The sequence below is a fragment of the Blastomonas fulva genome, from assembly GCF_003431825.1.
Classification (GTDB): Bacteria; Pseudomonadota; Alphaproteobacteria; order Sphingomonadales; family Sphingomonadaceae; genus Blastomonas; species Blastomonas fulva.
In genome coordinates, this window is sequence record NZ_CP020083.1 from 3,855,835 (window position 1) to 3,873,386 (window position 17,552).

At 61.7% G+C, this 17,552-nt stretch carries 15 protein-coding genes; 2 read left to right on the plus strand and 13 right to left on the minus strand.

Going from position 1 to position 17,552, the window contains the following annotated elements; all coding sequences use genetic code 11:
- Positions 1-7: 7 nt before the first annotated feature.
- The 7 genes from B5J99_RS18150 to B5J99_RS18175 form a co-directional block, all read right to left on the minus strand.
- Positions 8-1,201: an IS91 family transposase gene (locus B5J99_RS18150; protein ID WP_054135461.1), complete on the minus strand. Its 1,194-nt coding sequence runs from the start codon at positions 1,199-1,201 to the stop codon at positions 8-10.
- A gap of 4 nt (positions 1,202-1,205) precedes the next feature.
- On the minus strand, positions 1,206-2,123 hold the full coding sequence (locus B5J99_RS18155) for a tyrosine-type recombinase/integrase (protein ID WP_054135460.1): 918 nt from the start codon (positions 2,121-2,123) through the stop codon (positions 1,206-1,208).
- A gap of 234 nt (positions 2,124-2,357) precedes the next feature.
- Entirely contained in the window at positions 2,358-2,813 is a 456-nt protein-coding gene (locus B5J99_RS18160; RefSeq protein WP_117353221.1) for a (2Fe-2S)-binding protein, read from the minus strand.
- Positions 2,814-2,828: 15 nt separating this feature from the next.
- Positions 2,829-5,210 carry a xanthine dehydrogenase family protein molybdopterin-binding subunit gene (locus B5J99_RS18165; protein WP_245991689.1) on the minus strand — a complete coding sequence of 794 codons (2,382 nt, stop codon included), beginning with the start codon at positions 5,208-5,210 and terminating at the stop codon, positions 2,829-2,831.
- 281 nt (positions 5,211-5,491) lie between these two features.
- Entirely contained in the window at positions 5,492-5,782 is a 291-nt protein-coding gene (locus B5J99_RS20085; RefSeq protein ID WP_425456416.1) for a phage integrase central domain-containing protein, read from the minus strand.
- 6 nt (positions 5,783-5,788) lie between these two features.
- Positions 5,789-5,995 (minus strand): DUF4102 domain-containing protein, encoded by a 207-nt coding sequence (locus B5J99_RS18170; RefSeq protein WP_162892663.1) that lies wholly within the window; start codon positions 5,993-5,995, stop codon positions 5,789-5,791.
- 1 nt (position 5,996) lies between these two features.
- Positions 5,997-6,167, minus strand: a complete 171-nt coding sequence (locus B5J99_RS18175) for an Arm DNA-binding domain-containing protein (protein ID WP_117353223.1) — start codon at positions 6,165-6,167, stop codon at positions 5,997-5,999.
- A gap of 575 nt (positions 6,168-6,742) precedes the next feature.
- On the opposite strand from B5J99_RS18175, the gene B5J99_RS18180 reads away from it, so the two are divergent.
- Entirely contained in the window at positions 6,743-7,651 is a 909-nt protein-coding gene (locus B5J99_RS18180; protein WP_117351965.1) for a tyrosine-type recombinase/integrase, read from the plus strand.
- 6 nt (positions 7,652-7,657) lie between these two features.
- A complete protein-coding gene (locus tag B5J99_RS18185; RefSeq protein ID WP_117351966.1) occupies positions 7,658-8,851 on the plus strand; it encodes an IS91 family transposase in 1,194 nt (397 codons plus the stop codon).
- Between the two features lie 687 nt (positions 8,852-9,538).
- Here the strand turns inward: B5J99_RS18185 and B5J99_RS18190 are convergent.
- The 6 genes from B5J99_RS18190 to B5J99_RS18215 all read right to left on the minus strand — a co-directional run bounded on the left by B5J99_RS18190 (position 9,539) and on the right by B5J99_RS18215 (position 17,548).
- On the minus strand, positions 9,539-12,154 hold the full coding sequence (locus B5J99_RS18190; RefSeq protein ID WP_117353224.1) for a GAP1-N1 domain-containing protein: 2,616 nt from the start codon (positions 12,152-12,154) through the stop codon (positions 9,539-9,541).
- On the minus strand, positions 12,154-13,014 hold the full coding sequence (locus tag B5J99_RS18195; RefSeq protein ID WP_117353225.1) for a TRAFAC clade GTPase domain-containing protein: 861 nt from the start codon (positions 13,012-13,014) through the stop codon (positions 12,154-12,156). Before B5J99_RS18195 ends, B5J99_RS18190 begins: the two co-directional genes overlap by 1 nt.
- Positions 13,011-13,949 carry a TRAFAC clade GTPase domain-containing protein gene (locus tag B5J99_RS18200; protein WP_117353226.1) on the minus strand — a complete coding sequence of 313 codons (939 nt, stop codon included), beginning with the start codon at positions 13,947-13,949 and terminating at the stop codon, positions 13,011-13,013. Before B5J99_RS18200 ends, B5J99_RS18195 begins: the two co-directional genes overlap by 4 nt.
- Before the next feature lie 55 nt (positions 13,950-14,004).
- Positions 14,005-15,015, minus strand: a complete 1,011-nt coding sequence (locus B5J99_RS18205; RefSeq protein WP_117353227.1) for a GTPase-associated system all-helical protein GASH — start codon at positions 15,013-15,015, stop codon at positions 14,005-14,007.
- Positions 15,008-16,336: a metallophosphoesterase gene (locus B5J99_RS18210; protein ID WP_117353228.1), complete on the minus strand. Its 1,329-nt coding sequence runs from the start codon at positions 16,334-16,336 to the stop codon at positions 15,008-15,010. The genes B5J99_RS18205 and B5J99_RS18210 overlap by 8 nt, the downstream gene beginning before the upstream one ends.
- A 501-nt stretch (positions 16,337-16,837) precedes the next feature.
- The gene (locus B5J99_RS18215; RefSeq protein ID WP_117353229.1) at positions 16,838-17,548 is read right to left on the minus strand and encodes a DUF6118 family protein; all 711 of its coding nucleotides are present in this window, start codon (positions 17,546-17,548) and stop codon (positions 16,838-16,840) included.
- Positions 17,549-17,552 lie beyond the last annotated feature (4 nt).

A 17,552-nucleotide genomic window follows, 5' to 3' on the forward strand; every position in this document is an offset into this window, starting at 1 on the left:
TGCCGGATCATGGCGCGTGTCTCCGGGCCGAGGATACTGGGGGTGGCGGTGCACGCGGTTGGTAGCAACGGGCAAAGGTCTCGATGATGGTCATGTGCCCGCCGCAGCATGGGCATGGCGGGCGATGGTCGGGCGGTTCTTCCGGTTCGGGCTCCTCGACCGGCGCAGCGCCCCCCAGGAGACTGCGGGCGAGCGCCATGGCGTCCTTGTGCGTCGAACTGGCGAGCAGGCCGTAATGCCGGATGCGATGGAAGCCGCGCGGCAGGACGTGGATCAGGAAGCGGCGGATGAACTCGTCCGTCGCCAGCGTCATGACCTGCTGGCGTTCAGCCCCGCTGCGACGGTAATCCTTGTAACGGAACGTCACGCTGGCATCGTCGAAGGCAAGGAGCCGCTGGTTCGAGATGGCGACGCGGTGGGTGTAGCGCGAGAGATAGGCCAGCACCGCCTGCGGCCCGGCAAAAGGCGGTTTGGCGTAGACCACCCAGCGCTTCTTCCGGATCGGCGACAGATGCCGGAGGAAGACCTTGCGTGTCGCGAGGCCCGCCAAGGTGTTGAAGAAGGCCAGCTTGCCGGCATCGTACAATGCCAGCAGCCGGGTGAGGAACAGCCGGCGGAACAATGCGCCCAGCACACGCACTGGTAGAAGGAACGCCGGGCGCGACGAGACCCACCGCTTGCCGTCTGGCGTGATACCCCCGCCGGGCACGATCATGTGCACATGCGGGTGATGGGTCAGTGCCGATCCCCACGTATGCAATACGGCGGTGATGCCGACGCGCGCGCCGAGGTGCCTGGGATCGGCGGCGATGGTCAGCATCGTGTCCGCAGCCGCGCGGAACAGCAGGTCATAGACCACCGCCTTGTTCTGCCACGCGATATCCGCGACCTCGGCCGGCAGCGTGAACACGACGTGGAAGTATCCCACGGGCAGCAGATCGGCCTCGCGCGCGGCCAGCCAGGTGCGCGCCGCCGCACCCTGGCACTTGGGGCAATGCCGGTTGCGGCAGGAGTTGTAGGCGATCCGCCAGTGCCCGCAGTCGTCGCAGGCCTCGACGTGACCGCCAAGGGCTGCGGTGCGGCAGGTCTCGATCGCCGTCATGACCTTGAGCTGGCCGAGGCTCAGATGGCCGGCATGGGCTGCGCGATACGCGGGCCCGGCACTCCGCAAGATGTCGGCGACCTCGATCGAGGTGCGCACCGGTTCAACCGGGCGGCGATGCCGTTCGCTTGGGGCCTTCCATCAGGCTGAAGATGCGGTCGAGCGGGCTCGCCACCGCCTGCATCGTCCTGGTCGATACCTTGGTGTAGATGGCGGTGGTACCGATCTTGGTGTGCCCAAGCAGGACCTGGATCACGCGGATGTCGACATCCTGCTCGAGCAGGTGAGTGGCAAAGCTGTGGCGCAGGGTATGCGGGCTCACGCGTTTGCGGATCCCGGCGAACTCAGCCGCCTCATGCACGGCGCGGTGCAACTGGCGTGCCGAGATCGGGTCGGTGCAACTGCGCCCCGGGAATAACCAGCCGTGCGGTAACATGACCCCGCGCCGCTTGCCTTCACGCCACCATTGCCGAAGCAGATCCAGCAGATGCGGCGAGAGCATGGCGTTACGATCCTTGCGCCCCTTGCCCTGCTCGACCCGGATCAGCATGCGCGTGCTGTCGATATCGTCAACCTTCAGGTGGGCAATCTCGGACACGCGCAGACCCGCGCCATAGGCCACGCCGAACGCTGCCTTGTACTTGATGCCCGGTGCAGCCTCGATCAGCCGCGCAGCCTCCTCGACGCTCAGAACCTCGCGCAGCTTGGGTGTGCAGCGAACGACAACAAGTCCCAGTGCCATCTCCGGCCGCTTGAGGGTTATACCGAACAGGAAACGCAATGCCGATACAGCCCCGTTGATGGTTGCTGGACTGATGGCACGCTCATGCTGAGCGATCTGATAGCGCCGGAGGTCTTCGATCGTGGCCGTATCGGGTGGTCGGCCGAGAAACGCGGCAAATGACCGGACGTGCCGGATATAGTCCTTCTGCGTGTGCTCCCCAAAGCTACGCATCGTCATGTCCTGCAACATACGCTCGCGCAAGGCATTGTTCGGGGCAGCGGTAGTGATGGTATCCATGGTGCGTTCCTTTCCGTTGAAGGAACTCCACCCTCACAAGCGACTTCGCCGCTCTCAAAGCCTCAACAATACTACGCTACGTCACCCCAAGCGACTCTCCCGCGAAGCGGGTTCGTGCCATGGGTCGAGAGCCGCCAACTGCTAAGTGGCAGATGCAACGGCAGCTTTCCAACACCTCGTGTCTGGAACCCGCCATTCAGACATCGACACCGAAGCGATAACTGGCTGCAGCAATCAGGCCATGGACGCGGCTTCCTTGATGGCGCGCCGGATGCTCATATAGGTCGCGCAACGACACAGATTGCCGCTCATTGCCTCGTCGATGGCAGCGTCATCCGGGGTCGGATTGTCCCGCAGCAGAGCGGTCGCCGCCATGATCTGGCCGGACTGGCAATAGCCGCACTGGGGCACATCATTGGCAATCCATGCCTTGCGAATGGCAGCGGCTGCGCCGCCTTCAACGCCCTCGATCGTCGTGATCTTGGCGCCGTCGAGCGAATCGTGCGGGGTGATGCAGGCGCGGGTCGGTTGGCCGTCGACATGAACGGTGCAGGCGCCGCACTGGGCGACCCCGCAGCCGAACTTGGTGCCGGTCATCTGCAGGTGGTCGCGTAGCACCCACAACAGCGGCGTGCCCGGCGCAGCATCGACGGTTTCGGATTTGCCGTTGATCTTCAGAGTAATGGCCATGCTTGCCTCCTTGTCCTACGCGGTCGGCCGTGCGGGCAGGATGAGCTTGCTGCCCTCTGGCCCGATGAACGGCAGCGTGCGCAGCCGGTGTCCGGTCGCGGCGAATATCGCATTGGCGAGCGCAGGCGCAGCTGGCGGCGTTGGGGGTTCACCGACCCCGCCGGGGGGCGCGTTTGACGCGATGATCTCCACCTTGAACTCCCGCGGTGCCTCGCCCATCCGCATCAGCCGCCAGCTCGGGAAATTGTCCTGTACGACTGCGCCGTTCTTCGCGGTGATCGCACCGTAGAGCGCGTTCGACAGACCGTAGATCGTGCCGCCTTCCATCTGTGCGCGCACATGGCGCGGATTGATCACGGTTCCCGCATCCACTGCAAGCCACACGCCCGGAATGCGGATCGTGCCGTCAGCGCCCACCGCCACTTCGATCACCGTGGCGACATAGGTTAAAAACGAGCGGTGAACCGCAATCCCCAGGCCCCGGCCTTTGGGCAGTTTGCGTCCCCATTTGGCCATGGCCGCAGCCTTTTCCGCGACGTGCCGCAAGCGACCGGTATCGATCGGATAATCCTCGAGCGAGCCACCGTAATTGCCGTATTCGGCGCCTTCGGTGCCCGGGTCCAGCTTGCGCGCCGGGCCGATCAGCTCGAGCAGATAGTCCTTCTGATCGCGCCCGGCGGCATAAGCGAGTTCGGCAGCGAAGCTCTGCACCGCAAAGGCGTGGTAGATGTTGGCGACAGAGCGCAGCCAGCCGATGCGGAGATGGGCCTTGGCATCGCCCGATTCGACCTGCAGGTTGGGCATGGCGAACGGCACATCCGTCGCACCCATGCTCAACTCGCCGTCGCTCGGCTCGTTCACCGCATTGTCGAAGGTCGAGCTGATCGGCGGAAAGACCGTGCGATGCAACCACGCGGTGCATGTGCCGTCCATGTCGAGCCCGGCCTCACAATATTGCGCGCTGACCGAGTGATAATAGCCATGCTGCACATCATCTTCGCGTGTCCAGGTTACCTTGACCGGCTTGCCGACCTCGCGCGCGATCAATGCCGCCTCGATCACGAAATCGGGCTTCGACTTGCGCCCGAAGGCCCCGCCCAGCCAGGTCGGTGTGACCTTGATGTTCTCCTTGGCGATCCCCAGCGCCTTGGCGAGCGTCTCGCGCGTGCCTTGTGGGTCCTGAACGCAGGCCCAGCATTCGAGCCGATCGCCGTCCCACTCTGCGGTCGCACTCGGCGGCTCCATCGGCGACTGGTTGAGGTGCGGCGCGTAATATTCCGCCGCGACCCTTGTTTTCGCCGAAGCGAGCGCTGCCGCCACATCGCCGCGCGCGCGGCGCACCTTGCCGCTGCTGCGTGCCGTGGCCAGCAACTGCCTGGCATAGCTTTCCGAATCATAGCCGGCATTGGGTCCGTCCTGCCATGCGATCTCCAGCGCGCGGCGTCCTTCAATTGCGGCCCAGGTATCGCGTGCGACCACCGCCACGCCGCCCAGTGCCTGGAACTCGGCTGGCGGCTTGGCATCGGGCAGGCGCACTGTGCTCAGCACACCTGCGACCGCGCGCGCTTTCGTGTCGTCGACGCTGCCGACCCGGCCGAACAGCTGCGGCGGCCGGGCGACCACCGCATGGACCATACCCGGACGTTGAACATCGATCCCGTAGGTGCTCTGCCCCGTGACGATGCGCGGCACCGTCAGCGAGGGAATTTCGCTGTTGATGTAGCGCCATTGCTTGGGGGTCTTGAGCTTGATGTCGGCCTCGGCGGGTATCTCGAGCCGCCCGGCCAGTTCGGCCAGATTGCCATAGGACAAAGTGTCGCTGTTCTGCGTATTGCTGACCAGACCGCCCTTGGCCGAGCATTGATCCTGCGGCAGTTTCCAGTAGAGCGCGGCGGCAGCAACCAGCATCTGCCGCATGGCTGCCCCAGCGACCCGCAACCGGTGGAAATTGAAACGCACCGATCGCGAACCATCGGTGTTCTGGTCGCCATAGCGCTCGTGCCCTTCGGCCTGAACGATCTCGACCTTGGCCCAGTCGGCCTCGAGCTCATCGGCCACGATCTGCGCCATCGAGGTCCAGACCTGCTGACCCATCTCCGAACGGTGGCAGGTGATCTTGACCGCACCATCCTTGTCGATCGCGATCCAGAGCGCCGGCGTGGCGTCGCCGCCATTCACTTCGGTCAGCGGGCTGGGCCCGGCATCGGGCAGTTCGAAGGCGCCCGCGTCGATCTTGGGCTCGACATAGCTCGAGCATCCTGCCAGCGCCACGCCGAGGACGAAAAGCCCCGTCCCGCCAACAAAGGCGCGGCGGCTCAGATTGACATAGGGGCTGGACTCATCACTCGCACCGCCCGTCTGTTGGGCAGGAATGATACCGAGATCGCGCATCAACATCGGCGTTTTTCCTTCAGCCAAATCGCAACGTCGCGTCCGGCCAGATGATGTTGATCGACGCAAAGCCAGATGGCAACAGTGCTTGGTCAGATATCGCACCATAACACTCGCTTCAGGTTGATCGGCATCGATGAATGACCTTGCCAGCGAATGCACGGTCAGGTCGGGTCGGTGGACACCTGTCGCAAGGACCTGAAGCGCGGGGCTGGATAATGCGGCGTTGGCGACCGGCCCGACCTCGCCTCACCTTGCCAAAAGCTGCCATTCGCATTCTCTACCAGTCATCGGTCAGAGCATAGCTGGTGCGCTGCCCCGAAAGCGGGATGAGGCTCAAGCAGCGCGGCACGATGCGTGACACTTGGCGTCGCCAGTACACCACCAGGCATTGCCGCCGGATCATGCGTGCATAATGCCATCGCGACCCCGTGCCGAAATACGCGGCTGGCGAAGGCCCTGGTACGCACCGCCGTTTCGCGCTTGCCCGCCTTTTCGATCTTTTTGAGCACAGCCAACAGCTCTGCGGGCTCAACCGCGTCGATAGGACGAGGACCGATGGTTGGCGTCAAATGCAAGAGATGTCAGCGTGCTTTCTCGATGGTGACCTCCGCCTTTTGGCTGGCAACAAACCGAACTGCAATCAGGTCCTCTGCAACCGACTGAAAGCTGGCGTCAGCCGACAGGCGCGCCCTGATCTTCTCCATTTTGCGGGAATGCAGCGGATCGTCGCCTGCCCTGATCATTTTGCGGACATCGTCACGGCGTTCGCGTGCGTCGGTTAGCGACACCTCAGGCCAGCTTCCAGGCGACAACCTCTTTCGGATCCGTGAACCTGTATTTCACGAACCAGTGCTTCGAACCGTTCGGCCGAATCTCAAGATAGAGGCCTTTGTCGTCGGACTTGCGGTAGACCGTATCAATCGGCTGATACCCTCTGATTTCTCCGGCTTTGAGAGACATTTGGGGGCACCCCGCTTTTTCCTGTCGCAGTGCCCCCAATTGTGCCCCCAAATTAACGAAATCTGGGGACACAATTGGAACAAAGCGAGATTCCAGTCACGAACAAAATAGCTCGAAACCCTCAGAAAATCAACGTTTTGGGACACTTTGGGAAGGGGTGGTGGTGCGCTTACGGGACCCTCACAATCCATTTAAACATTTGAGTTAAAACGCTTAACTGGCTCACGCCTCCAACTTTGCCCCCAATTGTGCCCCCAAAATTCTTCTAACCATTTGATTTCAAGTGAGTTTGAGTCCGAAATTGTGACTGACTTCGGCAAACCTTGGCCCCTTGGCCACTGATGCAGGAGCCAATTTTGTCGCAATACAACGATCCATTTTTGACGGGTTTTCCGCTGGCGAAAAATGTCGATCTCTTCCGATCGCATGGCTGTTGATGGGTCGCTGCACGAACCCGCTTCGCGGGAGTGGTGTTTGGGGTGAAGCTAAGCTGACGGCGCGGGCGCAGCGCCTGGATTGAACAGTGTCCGTGGTGGGCAGACCATTTCGACTCCTTCAACCTGAGGAGTCGAACGATGAACGAGCTTATAGCGATCGGTACGGTCAGCCCGCTGCGCCAGCGGTTGATCGAGGACATGAACATGCGGCGCTTCAGCCGCGAGACGCAGCGCAACTATATCCGCGATGTTGGACGTTTCGCCACATGGCTGGGACGCTCGCCGCACACGGCAACTGCAGAGGATCTGCGGCGCTTCCAGATCGACCAACGCGAGACCGGCGTTCCGGTGCCGACGATGAACAGCATAGTTGCAGCGCTGCGGTTCTTCTTCACCCACACGCTGGATCGGCCCGATCTGGCGCGCAAGCTGGTGCGCACTTCGCACGCCCGCAAGATCCCCGTGGTGCTGACCCAGGACGAGGTGAAGCGGTTGCTGGAGGCCACGACCTGCCTCAAGCATCAGGCAGCGCTGTCGGTTGCCTATGGCGCGGGACTGCGCGTCGGCGAGGTCTCGGCGCTCAAGGTGCGCGACATCGACAGCAAGCGCATGGTGCTGCGTATCGAGCGTGGCAAGGGTGGCCGATATCGCAACGCCATGCTGCCCGAAGGCCTGCTCGTGCTGCTGCGCGAGTGGTGGCGCGCCGGACGACAACAGGGCGTGTTGCATGCAGACAGCTGGCTTTTCCCAGGCAGAAGCGCGCTGCTGCCGATCAGCACCCGGCAGCTGTATCGCGTCGTCGTCGAGGCAGCCGAGGCAGCGGACATCACAAGGCGGGTCGGCCCGCACACCTTGCGGCACAGCTTCGCCACCCATCTGCTGGAGGACGGGGTCGATATCCGCGTCATCCAGGCGTTGCTGGGCCATGCCAAGCTTAACACCACCGCTTTCTACACACAGGTGGCAACCAAGACGATGCGAGCGGTGATCAGTCCGCTCGACAGGCTGGCCTTGACCTCATCCACCGCGCAGGTGCCCGACGGCTGAGGCCCGGTGCGCACCTCCATAGAGGTGGCCGACATCTTCCGCGTTGCAGGGCCTGGCTATCGCATTGCCCATGCCGGGCATCTGAGCCTGCACCAGCTCAAGATCATGTCGGCCGTCGAGCATTGCCGCACCGCTACAATGGGCGGTCACGTCGAAGCCTGCACAGACTGCGGGCATTGGCGGATCGCCTATAACAGCTGTCGCAACCGGCATTGCCCCAAGTGCCAGGGAGCAGCCGCGCGTACCTGGCTGGCCGAGCGCGAGGCCGACCTGTTGCCGGTGGGCTATTTCCACGTCGTGTTCACGCTCCCGGCACAGGTCAGCGCCATTGCGTTCCACAACAAGGCGCTGCTCTATGACCTGCTGTTCAAGGCCGCCTCCCAGACGATGCTGACCATCGCCGCCGACCCCAGGCATCTGGGCGCACGTATCGGCATTACCGCTGTACTCCACACCTGGGGCTCGGCGCTTACCCATCATCCGCATGTCCATATGATCGTGCCCGGCGGCGGTATCGCGCGTGATGGCGAGCGCTGGATATCTGCGCGCCCGGCCTTTCTTCTGCCCGTCCGTGTCCTGGGCGCCCTGTTCCGCCGCCTGTTCCTCACGCGGCTGATCGCGCTCCACGATGCCGGCAAGCTCGGGTTCTTCGGCAGCCTGGCGCATCTCGCCGAGCGGCGGGCCTTTCTGCGTCATCTGTCACCGGTCCGCAGAAAGCGCTGGGTGGTCTATGCCAAGCCGCCCTTTGCAGGACCTGAGGCGGTGCTCGCCTATCTGGCGCGCTATACCCACCGCGTCGCCATCTCGAACAGCCGCATCCTCCGCTTCGACAGTGAAGGCGTCACGTTCCGCTACAAGGATTATCGCCGCAATGGCGCGCAGCGCCAGCAGGACATGACCTTAGGCGCCGACGAGTTCATCCGTCGCTTCCTGCTGCACAACCTGCCACGCGGGTTCCACCGGATACGCCATTACGGGCTGCTGGCCGGTGCGACCCGCAAGGCCCATCTCGAACACGCCCGCCGACTGCTGGCGGTTGCGCCACCTGCCATCGATGACACGGCTGTCGATCCGCCGGACCATCGGCCACCGTGCCCGTGCTGCGGTGGCAGCATGGTCATCATCGAGACTTTCGAGCGCAGATATCAGCCGCGCGCACCACCGCATCCTGTCAACGCATCCGGGAGAACATCGTCGTGACCCGGCACGGCCTGCCTTCAACCGGCCCCGAAGCGACCGTGCTTCGGGGAGCACAGAGCACTGCGCCATCACCCACCAAAAGCAGACCTGCGCCCTCCAAAATCGGACGGTCCGATTTACGGCAACCCGCTCGTCACCCCAAAAGCAGCCAGTCCGCTTTCAGTTCCGTCCGCTTATCGGCAGCACCCACCGCTGCTCCCACAAGCCCAAAATCGAAATCCCCATAGACATCAGCACCTGACGACCGCGGGTTCGGGCACCGTCGACTTTCCGACGCCTCACGGCGTCCGAAACTCTAAACGGAAGGAGACCGGCCGGTTCTGGGTCCAAAGGCCGCGGAAGCTGCCAATCAACCTCACCTTTTCGGACGACGATTACGGACCCAGCCTGCCTTCGCTCGCGAAGCGTAACCGATCGTGCGGCTGATTGCGATGCGGCGTCCTCGGATGAAGCCCTCATCGCTTGCCTGCATGGAGAAGCGATCTGCGAATGCGGGTTGAATGCCTTCAGAGTAAATTCGCTACGCCCCAGACCAACTCTCGCCCAAGCTTTCTGAAAGAACGGCGAAGCCTGGTCTGGCGTCACGCCAAGCATGTCGAAATTAATGCTGACTAGAAGGTTTAGCGATCGGCCGTTATCGCGGCGGCGCAAGGTTCGGATTTAGTCGCTTGTTGGATAATGGCGTAATCAGGAATTGAATTTACCAAGCGCGGTCATCATCTGTTTGCGAACCGGCTCTGGATAAGTCGATACACTTTGTTCTATCTTGCGGAGATAGTTCCGCCCGCTTCCGCTCGAATTGAGGTACCCCAAGACCTTGCTCGTGATGCCTGTATCAAGCGCTGCCCGCAAAAGTTCTGCGGGCTCCCAACTGGATTTGACGAAGGCGTCCACGATCCCGTCGCGCGCGGACTTGGCCCGGTCCCAATCCGTGAAGATGGCGATTGGCGCCATAAGAAAGGCGGCAAAAAGACCGAATGGATCGTCCGGGGAGCGCGTCTTTTTGGACAGGCGCGCGTGAACGACGGGAAATGCCGCCGCGACAAGAGCTCCCGCTGGCTCCTGCAGGCGCGCCAACCCATAAGCTAGGGCAGCATCGGCGCTGCGCACCATGGCCTCTGGATGTTTCCGGCGCGCTTCCCGAAGCAAAGCAGCCCAGCCATCATAGCCTTCGCGTCCGTATCCGCCCGAACGTCGCTCGGTTAGCCTCAAGGTCAACTCGTCAACCTTAGCAGCGAAACGACTTGAGGAAGTAGACCGTGCTATCGCGGCAACATTGCCGCCTACCTGCTTGGCGCTGAGCGCCGTCGAGGTCGCAGCAGACAATATCTTTCCGGCATCGGCCAACTCTAAAAGCGGCCCAACAAGGTCGGACGAGGTACGCGGATCGAGAGTGAGGAGTTGATCGAGGACACTAATCGTGATTTCGATGCGCTCGCCGGCAGGAAGCTCGGGCAAGGCACGTCGCAGAATTGCCGCTGTGGACGCAGCATTCGCAGGCAGCAGGCGTAGGACACGTGCGAGTGAGGCCGAGGTCGCTGGCAGGCCGCCGATTGCCGCCTCAAGAAACGCGTCTTTCCTCCGTCCGCTGCGCAGTGTGTCGCGAAGGTCGGCGTCGGACCATTTGTTCATCAGTTCGACAAGAAGCGGTGACAGACGCTTGGGATCACGTTCCAGAGCATCGATCAGCCAAGTCGCTCCCGTGGCATCGCTGACAAGCTGCAACAGGAGAAAGTTACCGTCCGATACCGGACGGGTTCCCAGCGCGAGATCCCGAAGCTTTTTCTGCGCGGCGACCGACCGGGATTGATCGACGAGGACATTGAGCAGTTCCCCTCGTTTGGCGGCGGGGTTTGTCAAAGACGCTTCGGCGAGAAGTGGGAAATTCTCTTTCGGCGCATTCAAGAGCGCGACGCGCAGCAACGGAGCGGCGACCCCATGCATTGCGCCGCGAGCGATTCCTGCCGCGGATCTTATCGCGGCACGTTTGTCATCGGCCAAGACGGCAGCGAGATATTGCGACCGCGCCTTATCGCTATTCGAGGTAAGCGAGGCCGCAACAACAGTCGCAAAGGCGGTATTCTCGGCCATCAAGGACACGGTGGCCTCGGACGACAGGTCTTGGAGAACCAAATTGAGGCTTTCTGGAGCAAGGTCCGCCAATCCTCGAGCAACAGCAGGTCGCAACAAGTGCGGAACGGGCAGGAGTACCCCTTCGGCCTTTCCCTCGGAGAGAATTTGGGGAGCCGAGCTGGCCAGCCGCCGCGCCGCCCTCAAGACTTCGCGGATGACCGAATAGGGCACGTCGGCACCGAATTTGCGAACAAGCAGCTGAATAAATGCCCACTCCTCGGCTGGCTCCAAATCGTGGACGTGGCCGACTGCGCCGATCACCAACCGGGCGAAGTCCGGCACACTCCACGGGTTGCGCCCGAGCGAATTCAGCACGTCGAACATGCCAAGAATCGACTGCGGCGACTGATCCGCTTTGGATTTGAGATCCGACCAGATGAGCGCGAGACGTAGCGACGAGCCGTCACTGCGGCCCTCCGACGTCAGAGCACCGATATCGTCGAGGGCGCTGAGCTTCGGATGAGGGTCCAGGAAAATCTGGTTCGCAATCTGAAGCGTCCAGCTGTGCCTGGGCGCGGCAGGCTGGCGCGAGGCGCCAACTGTCCGCCCTACCCATTTTGCAAACCGAGACCGCGAATTTTCGGGCGCGAACACAAGATCGAATTCGCGATCGCTAAGCGATCTCGGCGCCAGCGCATACGTGCAGATTGCGAGAGTGGACCGCCGCGAGGGCCAGAGGGCTTCGAGCAGCCGCCCGGCAATCAGGTCGGTGCTTTCAAACCCAAAAGCGACGGTTGGCGCACCGCGTTCGAGAAACAACGCTTCGACGATTTCCGTAAGCTTCGCGTCTTGGAGCGGCGGCCATGTTCCCTCGTCAGTCGTATCGATCTCAACCTTATTCTCACTGATCGCACGATCGTCGAGCGAAGCGAGCAGCCCACGCAAGGGGATCGTCCCCCAAAGCGTCGCAGGAACAATCAGGCTGCGGGTAAAGACGGTGCCCGATCGCGGCGCGTCATGATCCTGCCACGTTCGCCCGGCGACATGAAACTGCCCGCTCGGCAACGGGTAGATTGTCAGATATGGCTCGAAGCGTTCGCCCGGGCGAGGAGAGCCGCTGGCGTCGGACAGTTTGTCGACGAGATCCTGGTCGCGCGGTGAGAGCGCGATCGTCGATGCGAGCAATTGGTGGCCGCGCCTGTAACCATGCCATTGTTGATCGATTAGCATCAGTCTGGATTCGGAAATCGAAGCACCCACGAGATGGGGCGGGTGATGTCGCGGTCGGTTTGTACCTCGCTGGCAGTGGCGTCAACGATATATCCTCGCTCGACGATGTCACCATCCAGATATTCCGCCTTGAACGTCTCGTCAGAAAGTTCTCCGCCGACCACGCTGGCGGCGAATATTCCGATTTCGAGACCGCGGGAGTTCGCTATCTTTCCTCCAAGCAAGGGATATTCGCGATCGAGAAACGCGCGCGGACCTGCCGCGCGTGTGTGAGCATCCAGCCGGTCCCAGGCCGTGATGACCAGTCCTACCCGCGGCGTTTCCCCATCGGAGCGATCGAGATTTTCGTCGAGCAATCGGAGAAATTCGCAGAGCATTACCTGCGTTGGCAGAGCAAACTGCCGTTCGTCCCCTTCGCCGACCAAGGCAAGCATCTCGGGAGCGTTGAGCCAGTCAAGAGGCGCCACATTCAGGTCCGACAATATGCGCACGAAGAGCAGCGCGCCGTTCGCAGCGCGGACACGGTCGAGCCACTCTTGGGAAATCTGGGCGGACTTTGCAATGTCGTCCCAGGTTTCGCCCGAAACGTCTGGCACCGACAGATGCGCTTCGCTGTCGTCAACCTTGCTGCGGATTTCTATCATGATTTCGCCGCTGAGCTCATCCGCGGTATTATGTGAGCGCGGTGCGAACTCACCCTTCATCAGGTAGTCGAGCGCATCCTCGATGTAGCGCATGTCGTCGGGCAGGCGCGTTGCGACGAGAGCGCCATCGCCATCGCGAAAGTGCGCGACGAGCCGCGCGAGATAATTGGTCTTTCCAGTGTCGGGTCCGCCGACCAGGATGATGCTTTTGGTCATGGTCGCGGCTCGCTGTTGGCGTAACGCAGGATGAAACGCGATGCGACCGGCTCCTTGCTGGCCCAGGTGACCGGCCGCTTGCTTGGCTGAGGCAGAGATTCCGAAATGAGCGCCGCGATACCAAGGCCCACCGGAACTTTGCCCTCGCCCGGAAAGGAGGAGATCTCCAGAATGTCGACGGCGGTTGCAACGCCGTCGAATATCGCTTCGAGATTCCGCTTCGTCTTCTCCGGCAGCGCGCCGAGATCGGCGTGCGTCACGACGATTTTGATAGGAGGCATGCCATCCACCATCATCTCAACGAGGCGCCGAAGCAGCGATTTTGCGCGGCTGATTGCGCGCATCCTTTGCGCTGGCTGCCGGAGCTCCATCCCGTTGACGAAGAGCCAGATCACATCGGCCGAATGCAGAAAGTCGAGGCGGTCGACGTGCTTGGTTTCGATCAGCGCGTCGCTCCACTCGCCCGGAAGATCCGGAATGATGAAGTCGATGAGGCCGCCGCTCTCCTGCTTCATTTGAAAATGGAGGAAACCTGCCGAACGACCATCGGTCTGCTCGGTCCGCGCCGTCATTTCATCTGGCGGAGCGGGGCCCCAGCGCCGCGCACCCTGTGTGATCTCCTCAAGTGCCATAAGTGTCAGGCTGTCGGCATATTGGAAGCCCTCGAGCTTTCCGTGCGCCAGGAGCAGGTAAAGACTTACCAAGGCAGCGGTCTTGCCCGCGGCCGGCGTTCCGAGGACGCCAACCAACTGCATCCGCCGCATCGCCATGAGATCGCGGACATCGTCGATGTCCAGCGACAGACTGCCCCAAAGACGTGGCCGCTCGGTCGGCGCTTCGAGTACCGGCGATGTATGATCGTCGTCCTTGCGGCCGCCAGCTGCATCGACGTCTCGAATTCGGAATTCGCAAGTATCGCGATCATTCTCGAGCACGCAAATGCCCGTGTCGCCAACCGTGCATCCTTCCTGTCGGCATCCGCTTGACATATTATATCTTCGCGGCTGGCGTCTGGCAGAGATTGGCGAGCCCGGCTTCAAGGAGCGCCCTCGCGGCCCACTCGTCGCCAGTGATATCCGCCCCGCCTTCACCGGCTCCGCTCGCGATTGCGGTCAGGAGAAGGAAGACCTCAGGGCATTGATCGACGAGGACCCGCCCCGGTATCTTTTCCGCCAGCGGCTCGCGATGGTCGCCCAATCGTTTGAGCAGTGTCGAAAGAGGAAGCGGCTCGACTTCGGCGACGCCCGCCAGCGTGAGGCTACGATGCGCGCTCGCGGGAAGTCGACGCATGAGAATGCCAAGTTCCATTCCCCGAACGACGCCGCGAACACTCGCCTCCAGTCCTTCATAGGCTTTATGCAGCACCGGGCTGCGCCCGCCCTGCGCCCACCAGGCAATATCGAGTTCCTCTCGATCGAGGACGGCATTGTGCTGGAGCGCCTGGATTGCGATGGCAGCGGCCGCAAGTGCTTTGGCAACTTGCCCGAGATCGTCCTCGCCTGCCGCCGGGATGTCCGCAAACACACGCCGTTCGCGGCTATCTTCGGCCCGGCGAAGGCACCAATCGCGTGCGAACTCGAGCACATCTTGGCGGAGCTGCTCGATCTTGGGTTCGGCGAGCGCAGCTTGGCCGGCGAGTGCGGACCAGAGTGCGGCGGCGAGGATGTCGTTCCGGCTAACAGTAGCCGTCGTGTCCCGCCCTTCCAGTACCTCGAACACGCCTGCCGCAGCGATGACAACCACTTCGAGCTCGCGCTCTTCGCGAATGAACGAAGGGGCGTGCTTCTTTATCGCCTCGGCAACAATCGCCCCGAGAGGATCGGGGACCGACCCCGATACGAACGACCGCGCAATCGAGGCACCAAGCTTTACAAGATCGGTAACTCCGGCGGTCTTGCGAAGCTGGGAGGCGACCTCCTTGGCTGCGGCCTTTCGCTTGGTAACGCTTTCGTCCGCCGGCGACGGATCAAAGATTCGCATATATTTTGCAAGGTCAGCCATTCGCACCCCCATCTTCGTCCTTTTTGTTCAGCTCATCCAGCCTGTTGCGCATCATATGGGCCTTGCCGTCGCGGATAGCACGATCGAACAGAATGCGCTCATTCCCGTGCGAAAGCGGCTTGTCCCAATTGTCCGGGATCGCGCCGACCTCGACTAGAAGCCGGAGCCGTTCGGCAGCCGTCAGGTCGCGAAAAAAGCGCAGTATGATGTCAGAATATTCCGCAGGGATATCCCCCATACCGATCGTCCCGTCCGAGGCTTCCTGCAAGATTACCGGCGCTTCGTCCGCTTCGGCAAGCGCAAAGCCCTCGCCAGCGACCGGTTTAGGCGCCTCGCGAAATCGCGGCGACGCAAGCACGACCGATGTCGCATCGGGATCGAGACGCGTCGCGTCCTCCTCGAACTCCATTCTTTCGTTCGACCAGCAGCGTGGGTGGATGGTGACGGCGAGTGCATCTTCTGCTTCGTTCCAACCGAACTCGATGAAGTTAAAGGTGTAGGTATAATCCTCATCAGACCAAGGGGGAACGGTGGCGCCGGCTTCTATTGTCAGAAGGTCGGCTCCTTCGAAGACCTTCTCGACGCGAGCCGACGGATTATGCTCGTGGCCCGTCACGAGCACGCGCGCACGCGATCGGACATATTGCGCTGCCTCGGCTGCGTCGGCCATCCATTTCAGCGGATGATGCGCCAGAACGACGAGTTCCTCGCCCGACGTCCGAGGCAGGACGCGTTGGCGTTCGCCCAACAGCAACTTGCCCTCGACATCATTCTTCGAGCAGGCGAGCGCCGTGTTGAGCCCGACGATCCGGATGTGACGGCCCGGTGCCAGCTCAATTAGGCGGTCACCCGCGCCGCCACCATTCTTGTCGAGGGGGCAATTATAGGCTTCAGAGAATTCGCTGTACGCATGGAAGCGCTTGTAGAGCAGTTCGCGATCATTTTCGTCGCGCAGGAAGACATTGAGTTTCGTCTCGCCTGCTTCTTCAACTTCCTTGAGCAGGTAGGCACCCGCAGAGGAAATCTGACCCCGGTCGATATCGTGGTTGCCGGGTACGACCTGAACATCCGATCGCTCGCAGCCGATGGCGATAGTCAGGCGATCAAGCCACTTGCCCGCCTGCCGATATTCCTCTTCGGTACCGCTGTAAGCGATATCGCCGGTCACCATGACGCCCGAGATGCGCTTCGGAGCGATGGCGGCGGAGAAGACAGCCACGTCGTCCAGCAATCTTTCGCGGACATCCTCGTGCACGTAGAAGAGTGTGCCCTTCTCCTGTCCGAAATGAATATCGGATAGGTGAATCAATATCACCGACATATTTGACTACCGTGCTGACCGCGCGGGTAGGAATACCCTCACGGAATGGCTAAAGCCCGCCACCATAGCGCCTTATCGACCCGGCGCAATCGCTCTGTGCGCGAATCCCTACAGAAACGAACAAAAATGGTTCAGAGTAGATCATAGATCGGAAGGAAGAATCGCATCCATCAATGGCATTAGGTGACGGAAGCTCTAGCTCGCCTAGTATTCAGGTCGCGTATTCAGAAAATGTAGAGCCACGACTGTTCTGTTCGTTGTTCCAATTATCCCACATGCTGCGAAATGTGGCTTCCGTTTAATGGTGTGACCTGTCCGCACTTTCTGCAACCGAAGCTAGACTAAAGCTGCACCCGCGTCCAAATCGAATGGCAGCTTTCGAGCAGAATGTAATTGAGGCCGGAACGGCAAACATGAGGGCGCAAAGCTGCCGTAGGCTCTCCAATGCTGGGCATCAGGTTACGGCCTTTGAGACCCAGTTTTGACTTCAAGTAGGGCAATTCAGTAGTCTCGTGCCCCTACCTCAACTGTGCAGCCGACGCTTCTGAGGTTCCGGTCTGCGGCGCGGCTGGCGCATCTCCGGATGGCGCCGCTGTTTGCCTCCGACAATCTTGCCGCGACCTGGATTGCATTCCAGCGCTCAGGATCGGTGATCAAAAGCAGCCGCTCCCCTGCCTCCCAGCCGTTACGACGCAATGCCGACATTGCCCGCTTTTCAGGCCACAGCCAGCGTTCTGGCACAACCCAGTCGATCGCAGGCAGGATGATCGCTCCGCCCATTGTACCCAGTACAATAGCTACGCCAGCAGCCACGGCAAGCCACTGGTTCTGCTGCCGCACCGTTCGCAGCGAGCCGATCATTTTGGCCAGCGCGCTGATCGCATTCTGAAGATTGCTCTGCGCAGCTGCCAGAGCCAGATCGGCATCCTTGCGGACCTGCTGCGCCCCTGCCTCGATCTGCCGACCTATCAGCTCGGGTGTCAGCACCAGCGCAGGCTTGTGCGCCAACGCATCGATCGCCACCCGCAGGTCTTCGCAGCTCTGATGGATCAAGGCGAGATCCTCGCTGTAATCCCGCCCTAGCAGATCCTGCTGCCGCTCAGCAAACCCATCGACTGCAGCCGTGACGCCCGCCAGCCGCCGCGCGACAGCGTCCAGCGCCTGCTCAATCGGGATTTCGTCGGGGTCGGGATCAATATCGGCATCGTCCATCCCG

Excerpts from the sequence above, each read along its gene's own strand:
- B5J99_RS18195 (WP_117353225.1), bottom strand. The coding sequence starts at position 13,014 with ATGACCAAAAGCATCATCCTGGTCGGCGGACCCGACACTGGAAAGACC.
- B5J99_RS18210 (WP_117353228.1), bottom strand. The coding sequence starts at position 16,336 with ATGTCGGTGATATTGATTCACCTATCCGATATTCATTTCGGACAGGAG.
- B5J99_RS18155 (WP_054135460.1), bottom strand. The coding sequence starts at position 2,123 with ATGGATACCATCACTACCGCTGCCCCGAACAATGCCTTGCGCGAGCGT.
- B5J99_RS18215 (WP_117353229.1), bottom strand. The coding sequence starts at position 17,548 with ATGGACGATGCCGATATTGATCCCGACCCCGACGAAATCCCGATTGAG.
- B5J99_RS18180 (WP_117351965.1), top strand. The coding sequence starts at position 6,743 with ATGAACGAGCTTATAGCGATCGGTACGGTCAGCCCGCTGCGCCAGCGG.
- B5J99_RS18205 (WP_117353227.1), bottom strand. The coding sequence starts at position 15,015 with ATGGCTGACCTTGCAAAATATATGCGAATCTTTGATCCGTCGCCGGCG.
- B5J99_RS18165 (WP_245991689.1), bottom strand. The coding sequence starts at position 5,210 with ATGTTGATGCGCGATCTCGGTATCATTCCTGCCCAACAGACGGGCGGT.
- B5J99_RS18175 (WP_117353223.1), bottom strand. The coding sequence starts at position 6,167 with ATGTCTCTCAAAGCCGGAGAAATCAGAGGGTATCAGCCGATTGATACG.
- B5J99_RS18190 (WP_117353224.1), bottom strand. The coding sequence starts at position 12,154 with ATGCTAATCGATCAACAATGGCATGGTTACAGGCGCGGCCACCAATTG.
- B5J99_RS18160 (WP_117353221.1), bottom strand. The coding sequence starts at position 2,813 with ATGGCCATTACTCTGAAGATCAACGGCAAATCCGAAACCGTCGATGCT.